The organism is Roseibium sp. 10G30-5 (assembly GCF_055809635.1).
The window spans coordinates 1,037,093-1,057,979 of sequence record NZ_CM147918.1 but is presented as its reverse complement, the minus strand read 5'-3'; the positions used below and the strand labels follow the sequence as shown (position 1 = coordinate 1,057,979).

The following is a 20,887-nucleotide window of genomic DNA, read 5'->3' as shown; positions in this document are numbered from 1 at the left end:
CGGTCTCGGCTTGGTTAAATTGCTTTGAATGCTCATCCTTCAAGTAAAGTGTTAAATCAAAATTATCGAAAACAGCCAGTTTATTGATATAAATGCCTAGTTCTCATCGATTTAAATATTTAAAATCAGAATAAAAATGAAATGCATATCTATTTCTACTTAGAGTGGAGAGCCTCTCTCCATATCAGACACGCTGACATCGAGCCTGTCGTCGCAAAGAAACTGTGCGCGATAAACGGATCGTTTGGCCGAGACCAAGTGCAGATTTGTGACCATCAGAGGCTGATATGAGAGACTGAAGGTGGTGTGCAGAGTGGCTCAACTGCTTGGATTCCTATCAATCAGAGCAACAAAATCGAATGAATGCAAGGGATTGGCCGCAAGGCCATAAGCTGCCCCCGGGGGACGATGGTCGTGTTCGGGGATGAGTTACCGCGCTTCATCGGGAGAGCGCCTGAGCTTGGCGCTGTTGCAATCCTGTGGTGTGGTCCGGCGGTCCGGCCGCCGGTTAAAACAGGGCCCTGCGGCGGACCACAGATTGGTGATGCTGTAAAGCGGATGGGGAAAACATCTTCCCGCCGGGAGAGGTGCCGGCGGGAAGTCTGTGGTGGCTGAACCTGTTGCGAAACGGGGGCGTTACGCGGTGCCCCAGCCACCGGCAGTTGGTGTGATCACGGTGACCGCTTCACCGGCTTCCAGCATGGTCTGGTCACAGCCATCAAGTACTTGAATGCGGCCGTCCAGACGCCGGACTTCAGTGCGTCCCACTTCGCCGTCGCTCGCGCCATCAAGACCTTTCGGAGGCAGAGAGCGATGCGAGGCCAGAATGGAGCAATCCATCTTCTCCAGAAAGCGCAGCGTTCGTTTTGTGCCATCGCCTGCCGTCCATTTGCCGCGACCGCCGGACTGTTTGCGGATGTGAAAGTCCTCCAGCAGCACAGGGAAGCGGAATTCCAACACTTCCGGATCGGTAAGACGCGAGTTGGTCATATGCACGTGCACGCCATCGGTGCCATTGAACCCGGGGCCCGCAGGAGAGCCGGAACAGATGGTCTCGTAATATTGGTAGGTGTCATTGCCGAAGGTCAGGTTGTTCATCGTGCCCTGGCTGTTGGACATGGCACCAAGGGCTGCGAACAAGGCATTGGTGACATGCTGCGAGGTTTCGACATTGCCTGCGACCACTGCCGCCGGATACGTTGGCTTCAACATGCACTCGTCTGGAATGATGATGTGGATCGGCTTGAGACAGCCGGCATTCATTGGAATGTCGCCCTCCACCATGACGCGGAAGCAATACAGCACGGCGGCGCGGGTGACAGGTTCGGGAGCGTTGAAGTTGTTCGGCTTCACGGGCGATGTGCCGGTAAAGTCAACGGTGGCTTCCCGTTTGTCGCGGTCGACGGTGATCTTGACCTTGATCACGGCCCCCTGGTCTGTCGGATAGCTGTAGCTGCTGTCGCTAAGAGCCCCGATTACTCGGCGAACGCTTTCCTCGGCGTTGTCCTGTACATGGCCCATATAAGCCTGCACGACATCAAGGCTGAAGTTTGCGACCATTTTGCGCAACTCCTGAATACCCTTTTCGTTGGCGGCAATCTGAGCTGACAGGTCGGCAACATTCTGGTGTGGGTTGCGCGCCGGATATTGGTGATCAGTCAGAAGATCGATCAGCTCCTGTTCGCGGAAATGCCCCTGATCGACGAGCTTGAAGTTGTCAAAGAGAACGCCTTCCTCGTCCACGGTGGTGGCGCGCGGCGTCATGGAGCCGGGGGCCGAACCACCGACATCGGCGTGGTGTCCACGTGAGGCCGCCCAGAACAGAATGTTCTTGCCATCATCGTCGAAGAGCGGCGAGACAACGGTGATGTCGGGCAGATGGGTGCCGCCGTTGTAAGGCGCGTTGAGAGCGAAGACATCGCCCGGCTTGATGTTGCCCTTGTTGAGTTTGATGACGGTTTCGACAGAGCGGTCCATCGACCCCAGATGCACGGGCATGTGCGGCGCATTGGCCACCAGAGCGCCATCGTGATCGAAAACGGCACAGGAGAAATCAAGTCTCTCCTTGATGTTGACCGAATAGGCGGTGTTTTGAAGTGTCACGCCCATCTGTTCAGCAATCGACATGAACAGGTTGTTGAACACTTCCAGCATCACCGGGTCGGCCTTGGTGCCGATGGCATCGAGGCGTTTCAGCGCGACGACGCGGGTCAGGATTACATGATCCTTGGCGTTGACGGTGGCCTGCCAGCCCTCTTCAACGACGATTGTCGCATGAGGCTCGATGATGAGCGCTGGTCCGGAAACGCTCGTGCCGGGCGTCAGGGCATCGCGGGTGTAGACCCCTGCTTCGGCCCAGGTGTTGTCAGCAAAGAAACGGGTGGTGCGATCGGTGTTCCCCGTTTGCTCGCTCATAGGCTGGTCTGGTTCATCAATACCGGCACCGCCACCGATGGTTTCCACTTCCAGCGCTTCAACGACAATCGGCTTGTCGGAATAGGCGAAGCCGAATTGCTTGCGATGGAGGTCTTCGAATGCCTGACGCATGGCTGAGACGGACCCAAGATCCACGGGCAATGGTGTGTCTGAGCCTTCGTAGCGCAGGTGAGCAATGGCGCGTGTCTTGCGCTCGTCGACGGCAATCGACTGGGCGTCCAGCTCGGCTTCTGTCTGATCGGAAAGGTGTTGGCGCAAAGCGTCGAGGTCACTCAACAGGGCGTCGTCCAGTCGCTTGACAACAGCTTGCTGTCGGTCAGCGCGCACATCGGCAAGGCCCATGCCATAGGCGGACAGAATGCCGGAGAACGGGTGCAGGATGACGGTCTTCATGCCGAGGCTGTCGGCTACCCGGCAGCCTGTCTGTCCGCCAGCGCCACCAAAACAGGTGAGAGCATAATTGGTGACATCATAGCCGCGTTGTACCGAGATCTTCTTGATGGCATTGGCCATGTTCTCGACAGCGATCTTGAGAAACCCTTCGGCGACTTCGGCTGCGGTGCGCCCGTCTGCCATGTCTTTCGCCATGGCTTCGAATTTTTCGGTCACCACTGCATCGTCCAGCGGCTCGTCCCGGTTGGGCCCGAAGATCCCTGGGGAAGAAGTCGGGTGACAGGCGCCCGGTCATCAGGTTCGCATCGGTGACCGTGAGCGGACCACCACGGCGATAGCAAGCCGGACCCGGATTGGCGCCAGCGCTGTCGGGGCCAACCTGAAAGCGGCCGTCCTTGTAATGCAGGATCGAGCCGCCACCGGCGGCAACCGTGTGGATCATCATCATCGGCGCGCGCATGCGAACGCCTGCGACTTCTGTTTCAAAGGCGCGCTCGTAGTCGCCGTCATAGTGGCAGACATCAGTGGATGTACCGCCCATGTCAAAGCCGATGATCTTGTCGAAGCCGGCCATGCGAGAGGTCTCGACAGCACCAACGACGCCGCCCGCAGGTCCTGACAGGATCGCGTCCTTGCCCTGAAACAGGTCGGCGGCCGTCAGTCCACCGGACGACTGCATGAACATCAGGCGCGGGCCGTCTCCCAGTTCGTCCTGTACCTGGCTGACATAGCGTCGCAGGATGGGCGAGAGATAGGCATCCACAACCGTGGTGTCGCCGCGCCCGACCAGCTTCATCAGCGGGGAGGCCTCATGCGAAATGGAGATCTGCGGAAAGCCAACCTCCCGCGCAACCTCGGCAAGCTTCACTTCATGTTCGGGGAAGGCATAGGCATGCATCAACACCAGAGCAATGGAGCGAATGCCTGCATCAAATGCAGCCTGAAGCTGCGTGCGGGCGCCCTCCAGGTCGATGACTTGCTCGACTGTGCCATCGGCGCGTACCCGCTCGTTGATTTCGTGGACCTCTTCATAGAGCAGTTCAGGCTTGATGATTTCCTTGGCAAAAATGTCTGGCCGTGCCTGATAGCCGATCTCCAGCGCGTCGCGGAAGCCCTTGGTGATGAACAGGGCCGTGCGTTCGCCCTTGCGTTCCAGAAGCGCGTTGGTGGCAACGGTGGTGCCCATTTTTACGGTGGCGATCTGGTCGGCCGGGATCGGAGTGTCGGCGGCAAGACCCATCAGGTCGCGGATACCCTGAATGGCAGCATCGCGGTAGGCTTCCGGGTTTTCAGACAACACCTTGTGGGGGTGAATGCTGCCGTCTGGCGCACGTCCGACCAGATCCGTGAAGGTGCCACCGCGATCGACCCAAAAGTCCCACTTTGCCGTCATACTCTGATCCTCTGTCTGGTCCTTGGCAGATCTTACGCCCGCCGTTGTCTGACATTCATAAAATATCGATAAATTGTCAATGAGAGATAGATCTAAACTTTTGTCGCCGATTAACGGCTTTGTGAGACGTGGTGAAGCAGTATGGCGTTACCGTTTGATTTGTGAAAGGCGCGCGGCCTGATCGTATTTTGAATTGACCGCAATCTAGTGGGAGCACCATTTTGACGGCAGGCGAACGCGAACTAAGTGCCGATGCAGGGGGCTTGCGCTTCAAGGCAGTCTATGCCCGATGGCGCGGTCGACTTCTCTCTCGCAACTTTGTCGACGCGGCTTGTGCCTTTGAACTGGTCTGCCTTGCCGTGGGCATTGCTCTGTCTATCGTCGCAATTCTGCGCGGCGGCGGTCAGGCGCATTTCGCCGATTTCATTTCTTTCTGGTCGGCAGCGAACGCTGTTTTGGCAGGCGAAGTGGATCTGCCTTATCATTATGATCTGTTTTCGTCGTTCCAGCAGTCGTTGACCGGACATGGTGAGTTTGCCTTCTTCTATCCGCCGACCTTTCTGCTTTACGTGATGCCATTTGCCTTCTTCGGGTTCTTGCAGGCGGTGCTTTTGTTTGAAGCCTTGTCGTTCGCGGTCTTTTGGGCTGCATTAAGGGCCTTGGTTAAAGACCGGTGGCTGGCAAGCGTTGCCTTGCTGTTTCCTGCTTGTTTGTATTGTGTGCTGTCAGGGCAGAACACTTTGCTCAGTGCGGCCCTTCTCGCGGGGGCGCTGACGTGTCTCCAGCGCCGTCATTTTAGTCTTGCGGGGGTTTTGATCGGTCTGATGACGTTCAAGCCGCACCTGGGCATTCTCATTCCCTTCGCTTTGATGGCTGGTGGCTACTGGCGCACTTTCGGGATTGCGGTTCTCACGACGATGGTCCTTGTGGGAGCCAGTATTGCGGCCTTCGGTCTTGGGGTCTGGATGGCCTTCTTCGCCCAGATCCCGTTTGCTCACGTCTGGCTTGCCGATGCCATTGTGCCGATGACGAAATATGCCTCGCTGTATGGCTTCATACGCGGCATCGGATTGCCCGCCAGCCTTGCGTCGCTTGCACAGACGGTGGTTGCTGTGGTTGCATTCATTTCAGTGGTGATTGTCTGGCGTCGTCACACGTTGCCCTTCAAATCGCAGGCTGCCCTGCTTGTCAGTGCAGGCGCCATGGCCAGTCCGTTTTTCCTCAACTATGATTTGACCCTTATGGCCATTCCTCTGGCGCTTTTGGCGCGGCGCGGCATGGTCGATGGCTTCCTGACGGGAGAGCGGGAGGCCCTCTTTGGCGTCGTGGTGTTGATGCTCGCAGGCTTTGCTTTGACGGCATTTGCCAGCTTCACCGTTTCAGGGCTTGTGCCGTTGACCGTCTTCTGGATGTGCTTGCGCCGGTGTCGTTACGAGGCTCGTCTGGGGCTGGATGACAGCGATGCCAAAGCCATCGCCGCCTCCTGATCGCAGTTTTCCCCGTTCATCCGCTTGATGCCAGCTTCAACGCTGATCATTATGAGGCACTGGCGTCGTTTTCGTGCGATGTCGGGTAAGACAGAAGCAAGGGTTGGGGATCATCATGACAAGTGACGACGCGGGTGCGAAGCGGCACATCGGGCCGATTGTATCGGCAGCACATCTGGCTTCTGGCGCGATGCCAGCGTTGTCCGAACTGGAATTTGCCGTGACGATGATGGTCAATGCCTATCAACGCTGGATGACGCGTTGCATGGCAGCAGGTGGCACGCAGGCCCTTGGCCCGATGGATGTGCAGGTTTTACATGCAGTGAACCATCGCGGCCGCCCCAAAACCTTGGCGGATATTTGTCTTGTTCTCAACATCGAGGACACGCATGTGGTGACCTATGCCTTGAAGAAACTGCAAAAGGCCGAATTGGTGGAAACCGGACGCCGTGGCAAGGAAAAGTCCGTTGCGATTACAGCGGCAGGGGAGGAAGCGTGTCTGGAATACCGGCGTCTCCGGGAGGCCTTGTTGGTTGAACCATTGAAAGCGCTGAAACTGGACGAAGAAGAACTGTCCCGTTTGGCAACGACCCTCAGGCTTGTCTCCGGGCATTATGATCAAGCTGCGCGTGCTGCGGCGGCCATGTAACGCAGGCTGGCCATCTCCTGAGAGATGTCAGTGTCAAGCCCCTCACGCAGCAGCACGCTTGAGCAGCGTACGCTGCAGGTAGTCACTGTCAGTGCCTTGCCTCGGGGTGCTATTTTTCATCCAGAGCGAACTGCCCGCCGGTTGCCCTTCGCTACTACAGAGACGGCAGCTCTACCTCGTCATGAGGTGCAAGGCAGACTATCCGTTGGAGAGGTGGTTTTGGGCTTTTCGGTCTCGGACAACATTGTCCAATGGTTGGTGGTCGCGGCTTCCAGTTCACCGGTTTCTCGGTCGGCGCGGCGGTTCTCATGCAGATGCACTGCGTTGGGACGGCCAAACAGAAAGCCCTGCGCCTGATCGCAGCCCGCAGCCCGCAGGAGCGTCACCTGCTCGTGCGTTTCCACGCCCTCCGCCACAACCCGCAGGCCTCGTGAGCGACCAAGACCGATGATCGACGTGACGATGGCGTCGATGCGCTCGTCGCGTCCAAGGCGGCGGATCAGAGAGCCATCGATCTTGACCTTGTCGAAGGCAAATTGGCTCAGATAGGTGAGGGAAGAATAGCCCGTGCCGAAATCGTCCATTGTGACACTCACGCCCAGCCTGCGAATCTCTTCAAGCGCGGCAAGGACGGCATCCGTATTCGACAGCAGCAGAGGCTCGGTGATCTCTAGTTCAAGGCGCTCTGCCTCCAGACCGGTGCTCTCCAGAGCGGCTGCGATGCGCGAGGGGGTCTCATCCGGATTGAACTGCGTTGGCGACATATTGATGGCCAGATGTGTCGACTTGTCAGCCTAGGAGGCTGCCTGACGGCAGGCATTGACCAGCACCCAGTCGCCAATCTTGGTGCTGAGGCCACTTTCTTCGGCAACCGGGATGAAGCGATCAGGCGGAATATTGCCCTTGGTGGGGTGTTGCCAGCGGATGAGCGCTTCGTAGCAGCGCAGTTTGTTGTCGATCAGAGAATATTCCGGCTGGAACACCAACTCGAACTGATTGTTGAGAAGGGCATCTTCAAGCCCTGCTTCAATCACCTTGCGTTGCTGTGCTTCGGCATCCATGTCTTCGGAATACCAGACATAGGTTGAGCGACCGCTGTGCTTGGCGCGGTAAAGAGCCAGATCAGCGCAATGCATCAGTCGGGTCGGGCGCCAGTTGGCATCCTTGGCCGAGGCGATGCCCACGGAGAGCGACAGCGGAATTTCCTTGCCTTCAATCAGACATGGTACTTTTGCTGCGCTCATCAGGTCGATTGCCAATTTCGTCAAGCGTGTCCGGTCGGTTCCCGGCAGGCACAGAACAGCAAACTCGTCGCCTGACAGGCGGGCGACCAGATGCTTGGCGAAGACGGTGCGCAATCGTTCTGCAATGATCTGCAAATAGATGTCACCCGCACCATGGCCATGCGTGTCGTTGACTTGTTTGAACTTGTCCACGTCGATCAGCATGGCGGCAATATTCTCCGCCTTGGTGTGCGACATGCGAATGGCATCAGCCATGCGGGCGTTGAACACCACGCGGTTGGGCAGGCCAGTCAGAGCATCGTGGTGGGCTAGAAATTCCAGAGCTTCGCTGGTCTGCATTTTCTTACGAAACTGAAGCCAGAACAAAAAACCGGTGCCAAAGATGCACAACAGTGCGAGCAGCAGTGACGAGGTCAGGGCGATCTGACGATTGCGGCTGTAAGGGGCAAGGGCGGGTGTGTTGTCCAGAGCCAGCAACAAGGCGGCCTTGGTCGTGCTGCTCTTGCGCTGCGGGATGACAAGAAGAGTTTTATCCGAGATCGGCCCGAAGAACGAGAATGCGGTTTCAATGAAGGGCAGGCTGGCACGGGCGATGCGCGCTTTGGCCTTTTTGAGGATCTGTGCTGGCAGACCTCCTTTGGCCAGCAGCATCGACTGGCTGTTGCTCAGCGCGCTGTCAGCACGAATGTCGTCAAGCGGCTGGACAAGGACCGCCGTAATGGTGGCTGGGGCGACGACCTTTTCAAGCCCCATGCGCAGCCGATCTGGCAGGAACGCAGTCTGCGGATCAGAATTTTGCCCCGCGTCCTGGTCAAGGATGTCGGCGCTTGGACGAATGCCAATAGCATCCGCCTGGATCTTGCGATCAAGTGTCGAGTTGAGCTGATTGCGAAAGTCATCTTCTGTCAAAAGCCCTGCGACGCGTGTCGTCGCAGTCGTGGAGAAGCTGTTCAGATCAGAGATCTTGATGATGCGATCGCTGGCAAAAAGCAATAGGCCACAGCACGCGATGATCGCGAGCGCGAAGACAAACAATCTTGTAATTTGTGGTACTGGTCGCATGCGGATCAGAAAATTCTTCCCTTGAAAAAACAAACAATAGCACGAACTCGTTTCTCATCAGTTTACCCGTGCGGTAAGATTTTGAAAGTCTCTGATCTTATCTTGGCTGGTCACTTTTGGTTGGTTGCGCGTGGCAGTAGTTTTAAAAGTTTTAAAAGTGCCCCTGCCAACCTGAGGGATGCGGGGTGATGTACCTTTCACAGTGAAATGTTGCAGGGCCGCTCTGGTTGCCAACTATAACGCTTTTCATGTTGGGGGTTGAAGGTTAAACCCTGTCCCGAATGGAAGGGCCTGGATTCGGATCACTCGGTGAGGCATTCCAGGGAGGACTAGAATGGACGACCAAGGCAGGAGATCCGTTTGAGCGTTTGGCGAAATCTGGCGAGCATTTTGTCCGGCATCGGCACGGGCGGCGTCCAACTGGTTGACCGGCTGGTCCAATTGGTGTTGTCCAAACCGGAGGGCACCCATTCGGTTGCTTTTACGGTTGCCATGATTGCTCTGTCCGCCAAGATGGCAAAGGCCGATGGCGTTGTGACAACAGACGAGGTTCGCGCATTTGAGGATCTTTTCGAGATCCCGCCTGACGAAGAGAAAAACGTCGCGCGGCTGTTCAATCTGGCCAAGGCCGATATTGCCGGATTTGAGACCTACGCCAAGAAGCTTGCCTATCTGTTTCCCTACGACAAGCTGACCTTGATGGATATTTTGGATGGCCTGTTCCAGATCGCTGCGGCGGACGGGCTGATCACGGAAACGGAGATCGCCTTTCTGACGCGCGTCGCGGAACTGTTCGAACTCAGCCAGAGCGAATTTGATCGGGTGAAGGCACGGCACGTTCGGGATGCGGGCGATCCCTATCGGGTTCTCGGGTTGACAAGACATGCAAGCGATACGGAGTTGCGCGAGCGCTATCGCAAAGAGGCGCGTGAAACCCATCCCGACAGACTGATCGCACGTGGTGTGCCGCAGGCGTTTGTCAGGCTGGCCAATGATCGCATGGCGTCTCTGAACGAGGCCTGGTCGCAAATCCGGCTCGAAAGAGGAATTTGAACATGGGTATTGCCACCGATACTTCCGTCAAGGCGCGGGTTCACCCTTCGCCCAATCATGGCGAACGGCCCGACGGCGCCAAGATCACCATGCTTATCCTGCATTATACGGGTATGGAAACCGGCGAAGCTGCCCTGCAACGACTGTGCAATCCAGCGTCGGAAGTTTCGGCGCATTATCTGGTGCATGAAGACGGTGCCATTTTGCAGTGCGTTCCAGAAAGCCGTCGCGCATGGCATGCCGGACGCAGTTTCTGGAAGGGGAGACCGACCTCAACTCCTGTTCCATTGGCGTCGAGATTGTCAATCCGGGCCATGAACATGGTTATGCGGACTTTCCGCAGGTTCAGATCGACAGTGTGATCGAGTTGGCGCAGGACATTTGTCGGCGTCATGACATTCCAGCCTTTCGTGTGCTGGCTCATTCGGACGTGGCGGCTGATCGCAAGGAAGATCCGGGCGAAAAATTCCCCTGGCATCGTCTCGCAGCACAAGGCGTTGGCCATTACGTTGAACCGGCCGCTTTCCGCGGCAATCTCTTTTTGCAAGAAGGGGAGGAGGGCCAGCCCGTGGAGGCCGTCCAGTCGATGTTGGGTATTTACGGTTATGACGTTCCTATCTCCGGCGTGTTTGATGAAAAGACCCGATATGCCGTGACAGCCTTCCAGCGCCATTTCCGACCCGCACGGGTGGATGGCATCGTTGACCAGTCGACTGTCGAGACCCTTCACACACTTCTGTCGCGGCTGCCGAGCCTGGCGTAAGGCTTCCGCAGCTTCAAAAACTTTAGTCGATTTGCGCCATCGGTCAGAAAATCTGATTGATCCTGTGGCCGATTTTTTGGGTCGTATCTTGTGGTTTCCCTGCCACGATGCACGTGCCCTTGCTCTTCGACCATCTGTCGGGACCATGGGGGCGATGGCTTCATGCGTTGGTTTTGCAAAGGAGGTCCGACATGGGGGATGCTGTGACTGTGGGCATTGATCACTTGGGGTTGAGTGTGCGTGATCTGGGCGCCAGCAAAGACTTTTTTGAAAAGGTGCTGGGCTGGTGGCAAACGGGTGGTAATCCTGACTATCCATCTGCCTATATGACCGATGGCGTGTCGAAGTTGACACTCTGGCAATGCAAGGGCGACGAGTTGGCGGCTTTTGATCGTCACAAGAATATCGGGCTGCACCATTTTGCGCTGAAGGTGGCATCTGCCGAGGCTCTGCGCGAGGTTTTTGAAGCGGTCAAGGGATGGCTAAGGCGTTGAGGTCGAGTTTGCGCCCGAGTTTTCCGGGAAGGGGCCGAAGGAGCATTTCATGGTCTATGAACCAGGCGGCACGCGGCTGGAAGTGGCCTATGATCCGCGATGACGAGGGGGAGTGTTTGAGATGATTTCACAGGTGCAAGGCTATGATGTTGTGGAGCGCGTTCCTGATGTGGACGATTATCTTCGGCTCCGCCAGAACGGGGGCTTGAGTGCCTTCTCGCGGGAAGGAGCCATGATAGGCCTGCCGAACTCGATTTACGGTGTGACAGTCCTGAAGGGCGGCCTTCCTGTCGGTATGGGGCGTCTGACCGGTGACGGTGGCTGTTTTTTTCAGATTACGGATATTGTCGTTGATGCCGCGCATCGTGGCCAAGGACTCGGCAAAGTTATCATGAGTGCTTTGATGCAATATGTTGATGCGCATTTGCCGGATCTGGCTTACGTCAGTCTGATGGCCGATGGCGAAGCTCACCGCCTGTATGCACAATATGGCTTCAAGCTGACGGCGCCCGACAACACGCAAGGCATGGCTTACCGTCTGCAACGCTGATCCTTGAGCAGCCCGGTCCTGCCCCATGGCTGGCCAAAACCTCTTATCACCTTCTCGACCGTGAAAATTGTCTGACAGGTCAAAGCTTGGCGGCTTTGTGGTCCGCGTTGTGTCGATCTGTGTCTTGCGCGTGTGATGGTGAAAACGGCGCTTCAGCCGGAAGTGACCTTTTTCTGCCGCGAAAATGAAACTTTTCATTAACTGATACGTTGGGGATAGTGGATTGTAAAAAATAAGGGTGATCAAGATCCCGACGAGGTGTTGTCAGATTAACGTCACGCGCGTCAATCTCTGGGCAATGTTTCGCCTTTTTTCTGTCAATTTTTCAAATTTAATGGTCAATTTTGCTTAGTATTTAACCATGCATAGCACCAAAAGCCCCCGTTTTCTGTAATATTTCGTGAACTGAGCGGGCTGATTTTCGTCTCATACTTCCGTCATTCCTCCGGCCCGACAAACAGACACCTGATGCAAACTTTGAGGGCTCGACGGAATGTTGAAGTCGTTTACGACACACGCCCGGCCGATTGGCCTTGGCAATTTCTCTTTTGACTGTACTTGGCTGTTATCAGCCTGCGATGGCACAGGGGGGCATTATCCGCCCGAAGGCGAGCGATACGAAGTCGTCTTCTCACGATAACAATCGCAAGAATGTAAAACTGGACGTCATCGGTTCGCCATCGGGTGAAGGTGGTATCCTGCGCGTGGTCAATGCCGGTAAGGCTCAGGACTCCAAAGACAAGAAGAAGACGGCGAAAAAGCCTGCGCGCAAGCATAAGAAGACGCACACTGCTCGCAAGGCAAAACGTCATGCCGCCAAAAAGGTTGCAAAGCGCGCGCCCAAGAAAGCGGATACCAAGACGGTTGTTGCAGCGTATGAAAAGTTCAATACGCGTCAGGCAAGTTATCTGAAGCTGATCCGTGATGCCGCCGACAAGCACGGCGTGTCCTTTCAGATTGCCAAAGCGGTGGTTCAGATTGAAAGCAACTTCAATCCGTTTGCTCGTGGAACGCACGGCGAAATCGGCCTGATGCAGATCAAGCCATCGACAGCCCGCGCCATCGGTTACCATGGCTCTGCCAAGGGGCTTTATGACCCAAAGACTAACCTCGAGTATGGCATGCGCTATCTTGCCAAGGCACAGCAGCTTGCTTCAGGCAGCCTGTGCGGCACAATCCTGCGCTATAATGCCGGTCACTATGCCAAGCGGATGAACCCGCATAGCGCGCGCTATTGTACCAACGTCAAGCGTTTGCTGGCTGCTGGCTGATCCTCCTGGCAGGCAAACGCTCTGCAATAGATCCACTCCGTCATATCGACACTGAAGCCCGCAAGAGGTTGTGTCGTGTCCTGATGAGCGGTGAGGTCAAAAGGCGTTTCCTGTCTTGAGCGTTGGGCGCGCGCGGTCTCGGATCCCGGACCCAAGGCCCCTCGCAAGGATACTGGAGATCGTTCACTGCTCGGTTGAGCGGTTCCTGTCTGATATCCGGCCTGACAAAGGCCCATTTGCGAACGGCTCCCTGTTCTAGGTTGAACGGGGAGCCGTTTGTGTTTTGGAGTGCGAAACGTTGCCTGTAGTTGACGCGCTGGGCCACTCATCTGTTGCTGTGGCACAAGGATGTGCTGTGGCGGTTGACCTGTTGTGCAAATGCCCCTAATGCAGCGGGTGCCAGTCGGCCGGACAGCCGCTGCCGCAAGTGCCGAAAGGCCGCGGGGGAGGAAAGTCCGGGCTCCAGGGAAACACGGTGCCGGGTAACGCCCGGCGAGGGCGACCTCAGGGAAAGTGCCACAGAAAGCAAACCGCCTTGCATTTGATGCAAGGTAAGGGTGAAAGGGTGGGGTAAGAGCCCACCGCGCGGACGGTAACGGACGCGGCACGGTAAACCCCACCGGGAGCAAAACCGAATAGGGACAACGCGGGCGCTTGTCGTCCGGGCTCGTTTACAGGCCAGTTGTCCGGGTAGGTTGCGAGAGGCGTCCGGCAACGGGCGTCCCAGATGAATGGCTGTCACGTATGCGGTTTCGGCCGTATACCGTACAGAACCCGGCTTACAGGCCGACTGGCATTTTCATTTCAGATCAAGGCGCGCCCCGGTCATTCCCTGCGTGCTTGTCTTGGTTTCCAAATATTGCGATACTTGTAAAAGTTGTTCTTTCATCTCTTTTACAACCCGGTTCCATGCGGTTCTTTTTTCTTGCTCTGCTGATGTTTAGCGCACTTTTGCGTCCGGTTTTTGCCTATACGGTGCCTGGTCTTAGTGCCGAGTTTGATGCGCGCCTTCTGTCCTCAACCGAGAAGCGGTTTTTGCAGACCGGGCTGGCCTTGAACGGTGACTATAAGGCTTTGATTGATGGGGCTTGGGGGCGCGGCAGTCAGCGAGCACTTGAGCACTATGCTCTGTCCGCAGGTCTGGACGGTGCGATGGTCCCAAACTGGATAGTGTCGTTCCTTGCCTTCCAAACAGCACTCGCCTTCGACAAGAAAGGCTGGCGTGAGCAATATTTCGAAACGCTGGACATGTCCTTTTTGATGCCGGCGAAGACCATTCACGATGGAGCCTCGACACAGACGATTTTCAATCTTGAGGATACGGGCAGCTCTCTCGGCATTTCCCTGACGCGTGGCAGGTATCAGCAGATGGTCGCGTTGCATGCCTTTGCCATGCGCAAGGCCTTGCGAGGTTCCAAGACCTATAGCCTTCGCAAAGCATCGCTGTGGATCACGTCAACGAAGATTGGGGCTGGTCTGTCGATCTACACGCGCTCTGATTTTCGCAAAGGGGCTTGGTCGACGATCATTTTGTCGGCGGGTCGTCAGGATGCGGGGCTGATGGCGGCGGTCTCCGGCAGTATCCAGCGGGGATATGCTCTGCCAATTTATTTGCCCTCAGGCGAATTGAACGAAGGGATCGTCTCTCTGGCCAAGGTGCTCAAGGCAAACGAACTCTCGGATGATATTCCCCAAGGCACGGTTGCGTCCTTGCGCAAACAGTTCGAACAGAGCCAGAAACAGCCTTCGGCCCCACCTGTCCCGGAAACGCCTATCCTTCCAGCGACAAATGGGGCGGAGAGCGAAAACGGCTTGGAGGCGTCGGGGGGTATGCCGTCCGCAGCAAACGAGCCGCGTGAAAAAGGCGCTGTTTATTCCGGCACAGGGTTTGTCGTTGCGACGAGCGGATCTGTGTTGACCAACAATCATGTGGTTGACGGCTGTCATATGGTGACCGTTGATGGTCATGCTGCGGTTGTGGTCGCTCAGGATGCCGTCTTTGATTTGGCCTTGCTGAAGGTTGCAGATTTGAGCGGTAGTCCTGCGGTATCTTTCGCGCCGGCGGCCGCGCCACTGAATGCGGACGTCACGGTGGCAGGCTATCCATTGGCGGATATTCTGGGCGGGCTGAACGTCACGAGAGGGGCTGTCACAGCCTTGAAAGGCTTGCATGGCAAGAGCACCGAGATGCAGATTTCGGCTCCGGTTCAGCCGGGAAATTCTGGTGGTCCTGTGATGGATGCCTATGGGCGAGTGGTCGGCGTGGTGGTTGCCAAACTGAATGCGCGTCGGGTGGCCGCACTGAATGGCGACATTCCGCAAAACATCAATTTTGCCATTCGCGGAGCGATCGCCAAATTGTTCCTGTCGCAAAACAGCGTTAAGCCAACGCTGTCGGATACAGTGCAACGCCTGTCCCCGGAGGACCTTGCCAAACAGTTGCAGCGTGTGACGCGCTTCATCCTGTGTAAATGACTGCGCGGGAACCGGGAGCCTTGAATGCCTTCACCGATTGCCGGTCTTTATGATCGCTTTGCCGAAAAAGAGGCGGCTGGTGTGTCATCGCTTTACGAACGCTGGGCGCGCCATGCGGCGCAAAGTCCGGTCGTGCAGCAATTTTTGACGCCCTTGTCACCGCGCGAGCAGCAACCCAATCTGTTTTTTGCTGCCGTGCGCATGCTGTATGGCGCAGGGCAGGATGGGACCCTGCTGGATCAGGCGGTTTTGGAGCGAGGCGATGCCTTGCGGCAGATCATGGCCACGCACTCCACCCAGACGAATGAACCAGCGCGGTGTGCTGTGCTGATGCCGTTGCTGGGGCGGATACAGGGGCCGGTTGCCTTGATTGAAGTGGGCGCGTCGGCAGGGCTCTGTCTGCTGCCGGAGCAGTATGGCTATTGCTACAATGATACGATGCGCTTGCAGCCAGATGTTGCGGGTGCTGAAGCTTGGCCTGAGTTTCCTTGCAAGGTCTCCCCGGAAACGCCATTGCCAGCCGTGCTGCCACAGGTGGTCTGGCGCCGTGGTCTTGACCTCAACCCACTGGATGTTCGAGACGAAGCGGCCGTCGGATGGCTGGAAACTCTGATCTGGCTAGGACAAACGGCGCGATTGGAGAGATTTCGCAAAGCCGTGACGCTGGCACGAAATGCTCTGCCTGTTGTTGAGCAAGGTGATTTATTGATCGATCTGCCCGATCTGCTGGCGGACGTGCCACAGGATGTGACGCCGGTTGTCTTTCATACGGCGGTCTTGAGCTACATCCGGGACCCGGAAAAACGCCAAACCTTTGCGCAAACGATGCGCGCGCATCCGCGTACGGTCTGGATTTCAAATGAGAGTGTGCGTGTGTTTCCGGCCTTTTCGCAAGGCGTTGGACCTGAGCCATCTGGCATGTTTCTCATGGCTCAAGACGGTCAGCCCATGGCCTGGACCATGCCTCATGGTCAGGCCATGCAATGGATTGATCGCTGACCTGACTTTATCGGGGTGACGAAAAGCGCCGCGAACAGGGGCGTTGCGCGGCGCTCTCGGGTGTCAAAGGGAACGGATCAGTCGATCCAGGGATTGCGCGTCAGATGCGTGGGCATGTCGACGCCGGGCAGATTGCGTGGATCCGGTTCGGGTGTTCCGATTGTGGTGGTGACGGGAATGACACCTGCCCAGATCGGCAGAGCATAGTCTTCCTCATCGTCATTCGGCCCACCGGTTCGCACCTTGGCGCTGCCCTCGGAAATTTCCATCGAGAGGATCATTGTGGCCTTGCGCTCTTGTGCGGAGTTGGCGCGCACTGCCTTGGCGCGTCCGGGCCAAAGGTGGTCAAGAAAGGCGCATAGGCGGGCTTCCTTATCTTCCTCAGGCACGACATGCGCTGTGCCGAAAAGCGTGACCGAGCGCGAGTTGACCGAGTGGTGAAAGCCGGAACGGGCGATCACGAAACCATCCAGGATCGAAACACTGAGGCAAACCTCTTCGTTACGGCCCGCCTTCAGGGCGCGGCTGGCGGAGGAACCATGCCAATAGACATGATTGCCTTCGCGCCATTGCAGGGTCGGAGTGACGTAAGGCTTGCCATCGAACACATATCCAACAGTGCACATTGGCTGGGCGTCAAGAACGGCGTTGACCGTGGCGCGGTCGAACAAGCCTCGCGGGTGCGAGCGCCTCAGGCGGGTTCTGTCTGTTTGTTGAAGGACATCCATGGGAGCAATCTCTTTTCTGATCGGTGTTCCCTAGTCTTGTGTTGCCAAATAGGACTTTTAAAAAGATCCATTTTCGATAAAAAGCATAAGTCCAATTTTGTGAAGAAAGCTCGTCATGCCCAAAAGCTCCGCCAGCAGTCGGTTTCAGTCTGCGCTTTTGTCGCTGACACTCGATCGGGACGGTGGCACGTCATTGCAGGTGCAGCTTGTGAACGCGTTGCGTCAGATGATCCTGAATGGCGTGGCCCCAAGGGGAGCACGCCTGCCGGCCAGCCGTGTGCTGGCGGCGGAGGTTTCCGTGTCGCGCACGACAGTGGTCGCTGCGCTCGATCAACTGGGGGCCGAGGGTTATTTGACCTCCCGCCAGGGGCGGGGACCTTTGTCGTTGACGAATTGTCGCATCTGACATCGCCACATGCCCGTGCGGATCAGGGGCAAGTCCATCAGCAGTCCGCACCTGAGGGAAGCCAGGTTGTGCGACCGCTTTATGCGGGAATGCCGGATATGGCAGCGTTTCCGCACCGATTGTGGGCCCGGTATCTGGCGAGTGCGTGGCAAAATCCGACACCTGACCTGCTGGAATTACCCGATCCGCTTGGTCTGCCTGCTCTACGCGCTGCCATTGCGGCGCATCTGGAAGCATGGCGGGGTGTCAGGTGCGGTCCCGGTCAAGTGGTCATCACGTCTGGAGCGTCAGAATCGTTTCGTCTGATCTCACGCCTGATGCCGCAAGGTGGGATCGTTCATATGGAAGATCCCGGATATGCGGCGATGAGAGGTCGTTTTGCGGAGGAAGGCATGGACGTGCAGCCTTTGCCGGTGGATGGCGACGGGCTGGATCCTGCTCTCTTGAACGCAGACGCCGTGTGCGCCATCGTTACGCCGTCGCGCCAGTTTCCCCTTGGCATGACGATGCCACTGGCCCGGCGCCTGAAGCTGCTTGACTGGGCAAGCACGGGCAGCAAGCTGATTGTCGAAGACGATTACGACAGTGAGTTTCGCTATACCGGTCAGCCATTGCCTGCTCTCGCCGGGTTGGATCAGCAGGGTCGGACGATCTATCTGGGAAGTTTCTCAAAGCTTTTGTCGCCCGCCTTGCGGCTTGGATACGTCGTTGTTCCAGAGCGCGCGCTGGCCGATGTGCGAACGGAAGTACGACGTCGAGCACTGCAACCCTCGTTGATCCCGCAACCGGCTTTGGCCCGGTTCATGGCCGATGGCGAGTTTGCATCTCATTTGCGCCGTGTTCGCAGGCTTTATGCGCAACGTCAGCGGTTTGTGCTGCAACGGCTGGCCGATCAGTTCGAAGGCTTGCTGGTGCCGATGGTGGAGCCTTCCGGTATGCATCTCGTGTGTGCGCTGGGCCCGCGCTTGCAAGGTTTGCATGATGTGGACCTGTGCCGGGCGACGCGAGATGCGGGACTCGGAGTGCGGCCTTTGTCGGGCTTCTATGTCGGCGCACAGGTGCGACAGGGGCTGGTGCTTGGATATGCCGCTTTCGAGGAGCCTGTTCTGGAGCGTGCGCTGCACACACTTCTTGCGATTTGCAAAAAGCAGGCCGTTTCTGCCTAGCAGAAATCACGAGCGCAAATGATATCTCCACGCGAGACGCGACCTGCTTTGTGGCAGGAAATGCCTTGAGTTATCCCACTCTGTCCACAGTTTTGACAATTTTACGGAGGGTCGCCAAGAGGCAATTTGAGCGTTGTTTTTCGTCTACGCCAATGGCTGTTTCCTCAATGCTGTCAAGGGTCCATTAACCATAGAAGGCCATGCTTCTGTATGAGGCAGGGGTGCTCTCTCAAGCTCTTCAGGACAGCGCGTTTCCATTGACCTCCCATCAAATCCCATGGTATCCCATAAATACCCAGAAAGGGGAGTGTTATCCCGTTTTCGTGTCCTGTATGGGACGTTGCGGGCAAGCCGTTGCCGACAGGCAGCTCTGCTCGCGGCTCTTCTCAAGATTTGGGTGCTTTTTAGGCTTTAATCCGGGCTGTGATGGTCCGTCTTGGGGAGACAAATGGCAGGGTTCGTCTCGCATTTCACCAACCGGCTGGATGCCAAGGGTCGTGTTTCGATCCCGGCTCCCTTCCGTGCGGTTCTTGCGAAGGATGGATTTGAAGGCCTGTACTGCATTGCGTCACCGCATTGCGAGGCCATTGACGCAGGCGGCAATGAGCTGCTTGGCGAAATTCAAACCCGGCTCGATGCCTTTTCCAAATTGTCGCCCGACCACGATGCCCTTGCGATGGCATTGTTCGGAGCCAGTGAAACGCCGAAGATCGACGGTGATGGACGTATGATGATCTCTGACATGGTGCGTGAGCACACCGGCCTGACTGATCATGTGACGTTCGCAGGGCTTGGCTATAAATTTCAGATCTGGCAACCGGAAAAGTTCAAGGTGCATCGTGCCGAGGCCGCCAAGCGCGCCATGGCGATGCTCTCAGGTCAGATGCCCGGCGGCTCGGCTGCGGGAGGGCTGTCTTGATGGAGCGATCTGGCGCAGATGTATTTACCGACAAACAGAATGAAGAACGCCATGTACCTGTGCTCCTGGATCCGGTGGTGCGTTATCTCGCGCCGCAGATGGGTGAGGTGATTATTGACGGCACCTTCGGGGCTGGCGGGTATTCTCGTGCCTTGCTGGCTGCCGGCGCGCGCGTGGTCGGAATTGACCGAGATCCGGACGCTATCGCCAACGGACAACCGCTGGTGGAAGCCTCCAACGGGGCTTTACAGCTTGTCCCGGGGCAGTTTCGCCATCTGGATGAACATGCGCGTCAGGCCGGGCATGAAGCGGTGGACGGTGTGGTGCTGGATCTGGGCGTTTCGTCCATGCAGCTTGATGAGGCGGAGCGCGGGTTTTCCTTTATGCGCGACGGACCTCTGGACATGCGTATGGAGCAGGCGGGCCCGTCAGCTGCCGATGTGGTCAATGAATTGCCAGTCAAGGATCTGATCCGCATCATCGGGCTTCTTGGTGAGGAGAAGCGGGCAACGTCTGTGGCACATGCCATTGAGCGTGCCCGGCAGGAAAAACCGTTCGAGCGGACGAGTGAGCTTGCCGCTCTGGTTGAAAAGGTGCTGGGACGTTCGCCGAAGAAGGCGCAGATCCACCCTGCCACTCGCACTTTTCAGGGCTTGCGTATTTATGTGAACGCGGAATTGCATCAGGCGGCTTTGGCGCTTGAGGCGGCCGAACGCATTTTGCGTCCTGGTGGCCGTTTGGTTCTGGTGAGTTTCCATTCGTTGGAAGATCGCATTGTGAAGCGGTTCTTTGCGGACCGCTCGCGCACTCATGCGGGTGGCTCGCGTCACATGCCACAAGAAGAAATTGAACCGCCGACGTTCGAGCTGTTGACCCGCAAGGCGGTCGACCCGACCGATGAAGAGGCTCAAGCCAATCCGCGTGCACGTTCTGCGAAGTTGCGCGCCGGAAAGCGTACGCAAGAGCCCGCACGCGCCTTTGACATTCATGCATTTGGAGTTCCGCGTCTGGCGGAATTCCATGGATTGGGGGGTGAGCGTGGTTCGTTTTCTCAATGTGGTCTGGGTCATGCTGGTCATTGTTGGTGCGATGGCTGTCTATGACATCAAGCAGGGGGCTCGTAATTCGGCCCTACATGTCGAGGCGCTGCAAAAGCAGATTTCTCAGGAAAAAAACACGATCAAGCATCTGGAGGCTGAATGGGCCGTGCTTGACCAGCCGGACCGGCTGCAAACGCTGGCGGCGCGTTACCAGGACTACCTGCAACTGCAGGAAGTTGATCCGCATCAGATCGTGAGTTTTGACGATTTGCCGATGCGACAGTCCAGTTTGCAACCGATTGATGGAGCCAAGTCATCCGCGGGTTCCGACACCACCACTCAACCCGCGCGATGAGGGG

The 20,887-nt window shown here is 57.0% G+C and carries 16 protein-coding genes, 1 other RNA gene and 2 pseudogenes; 15 read left to right on the top strand and 4 right to left on the bottom strand.

Features of this window, described 5'->3' with window-relative positions; translation table 11 throughout:
- Positions 1-636: 636 nt before the first annotated feature.
- A complete protein-coding gene (locus tag AC0L7U_RS05400) occupies positions 637-3,024 on the bottom strand; it encodes a hydantoinase B/oxoprolinase family protein (protein WP_473695670.1) in 2,388 nt (795 codons plus the stop codon).
- Positions 2,906-4,222 (bottom strand): hydantoinase/oxoprolinase family protein, encoded by a 1,317-nt coding sequence (locus tag AC0L7U_RS05395; RefSeq protein WP_473694394.1) that lies wholly within the window; start codon positions 4,220-4,222, stop codon positions 2,906-2,908. Before AC0L7U_RS05395 ends, AC0L7U_RS05400 begins: the two co-directional genes overlap by 119 nt.
- A gap of 221 nt (positions 4,223-4,443) precedes the next feature.
- On the opposite strand from AC0L7U_RS05395, the gene AC0L7U_RS05390 reads away from it, so the two are divergent.
- Together AC0L7U_RS05390 and AC0L7U_RS05385 are read left to right on the top strand one after the other, a co-directional pair.
- Positions 4,444-5,709: a glycosyltransferase family 87 protein gene (locus AC0L7U_RS05390; protein WP_473694392.1), complete on the top strand. Its 1,266-nt coding sequence runs from the start codon at positions 4,444-4,446 to the stop codon at positions 5,707-5,709.
- A gap of 115 nt (positions 5,710-5,824) precedes the next feature.
- On the top strand, positions 5,825-6,358 hold the full coding sequence (locus AC0L7U_RS05385) for a winged helix DNA-binding protein (protein WP_473694390.1): 534 nt from the start codon (positions 5,825-5,827) through the stop codon (positions 6,356-6,358).
- Positions 6,359-6,537: 179 nt separating this feature from the next.
- Here AC0L7U_RS05385 and AC0L7U_RS05380 read toward each other — a convergent pair.
- A pseudogene (locus AC0L7U_RS05380) lies at positions 6,538-8,253 on the bottom strand (putative bifunctional diguanylate cyclase/phosphodiesterase).
- Between the two features lie 771 nt (positions 8,254-9,024).
- Here AC0L7U_RS05380 and AC0L7U_RS05375 point away from each other — a divergent pair.
- From AC0L7U_RS05375 to AC0L7U_RS05340, 8 genes and pseudogenes are all read left to right on the top strand, one after another.
- Complete coding sequence (locus tag AC0L7U_RS05375) at positions 9,025-9,717, top strand: TerB family tellurite resistance protein (RefSeq protein ID WP_473694388.1); 693 nt, start codon at positions 9,025-9,027, stop codon at positions 9,715-9,717.
- A gap of 2 nt (positions 9,718-9,719) precedes the next feature.
- A pseudogene (locus AC0L7U_RS05370) lies at positions 9,720-10,480 on the top strand (N-acetylmuramoyl-L-alanine amidase).
- A gap of 191 nt (positions 10,481-10,671) precedes the next feature.
- Entirely contained in the window at positions 10,672-10,974 is a 303-nt protein-coding gene (locus AC0L7U_RS05365) for a VOC family protein (protein WP_473694386.1), read from the top strand.
- Positions 10,975-11,095: 121 nt separating this feature from the next.
- Positions 11,096-11,524 carry a GNAT family N-acetyltransferase gene (locus AC0L7U_RS05360; protein ID WP_473694384.1) on the top strand — a complete coding sequence of 143 codons (429 nt, stop codon included), beginning with the start codon at positions 11,096-11,098 and terminating at the stop codon, positions 11,522-11,524.
- Positions 11,525-12,057: 533 nt separating this feature from the next.
- Positions 12,058-12,795 (top strand): lytic transglycosylase domain-containing protein, encoded by a 738-nt coding sequence (locus AC0L7U_RS05355; RefSeq protein WP_473694383.1) that lies wholly within the window; start codon positions 12,058-12,060, stop codon positions 12,793-12,795.
- A gap of 399 nt (positions 12,796-13,194) precedes the next feature.
- Positions 13,195-13,593, top strand: an RNA gene (rnpB, locus tag AC0L7U_RS05350) — RNase P RNA component class A.
- Positions 13,594-13,731: 138 nt separating this feature from the next.
- Positions 13,732-15,270, top strand: a complete 1,539-nt coding sequence (locus AC0L7U_RS05345; protein WP_473694381.1) for a S1C family serine protease — start codon at positions 13,732-13,734, stop codon at positions 15,268-15,270.
- 24 nt (positions 15,271-15,294) lie between these two features.
- Positions 15,295-16,269 carry a DUF2332 domain-containing protein gene (locus AC0L7U_RS05340; protein ID WP_473694379.1) on the top strand — a complete coding sequence of 325 codons (975 nt, stop codon included), beginning with the start codon at positions 15,295-15,297 and terminating at the stop codon, positions 16,267-16,269.
- Positions 16,270-16,346: 77 nt separating this feature from the next.
- Here the strand turns inward: AC0L7U_RS05340 and AC0L7U_RS05335 are convergent, their stop codons facing one another.
- Positions 16,347-16,997 carry a pyridoxamine 5'-phosphate oxidase family protein gene (locus AC0L7U_RS05335; protein ID WP_473694378.1) on the bottom strand — a complete coding sequence of 217 codons (651 nt, stop codon included), beginning with the start codon at positions 16,995-16,997 and terminating at the stop codon, positions 16,347-16,349.
- A 115-nt stretch (positions 16,998-17,112) separates the two neighbouring features.
- Between AC0L7U_RS05335 and AC0L7U_RS05330 the strand changes: the two genes are divergently transcribed.
- The 5 genes from AC0L7U_RS05330 (at position 17,113) to ftsL (ending at position 20,883) form a co-directional block, all read left to right on the top strand.
- Positions 17,113-17,403, top strand: a complete 291-nt coding sequence (locus AC0L7U_RS05330) for a GntR family transcriptional regulator (RefSeq protein WP_473694376.1) — start codon at positions 17,113-17,115, stop codon at positions 17,401-17,403.
- Positions 17,391-18,569 (top strand): MocR-like pyridoxine biosynthesis transcription factor PdxR, encoded by a 1,179-nt coding sequence (pdxR, locus tag AC0L7U_RS05325; protein ID WP_473694374.1) that lies wholly within the window; start codon positions 17,391-17,393, stop codon positions 18,567-18,569. The genes AC0L7U_RS05330 and pdxR overlap by 13 nt, the downstream gene beginning before the upstream one ends.
- 448 nt (positions 18,570-19,017) lie before the next feature.
- A complete protein-coding gene (locus AC0L7U_RS05320; RefSeq protein WP_473694372.1) occupies positions 19,018-19,488 on the top strand; it encodes a division/cell wall cluster transcriptional repressor MraZ in 471 nt (156 codons plus the stop codon).
- Complete coding sequence (rsmH, locus tag AC0L7U_RS05315; protein ID WP_473694370.1) at positions 19,488-20,591, top strand: 16S rRNA (cytosine(1402)-N(4))-methyltransferase RsmH; 1,104 nt, start codon at positions 19,488-19,490, stop codon at positions 20,589-20,591. Before AC0L7U_RS05320 ends, rsmH begins: the two co-directional genes overlap by 1 nt.
- Positions 20,557-20,883, top strand: coding sequence for a cell division protein FtsL (gene ftsL / locus AC0L7U_RS05310; protein ID WP_473694368.1), 327 nt, complete (start codon positions 20,557-20,559; stop codon positions 20,881-20,883). Before rsmH ends, ftsL begins: the two co-directional genes overlap by 35 nt.
- Positions 20,884-20,887 lie beyond the last annotated feature (4 nt).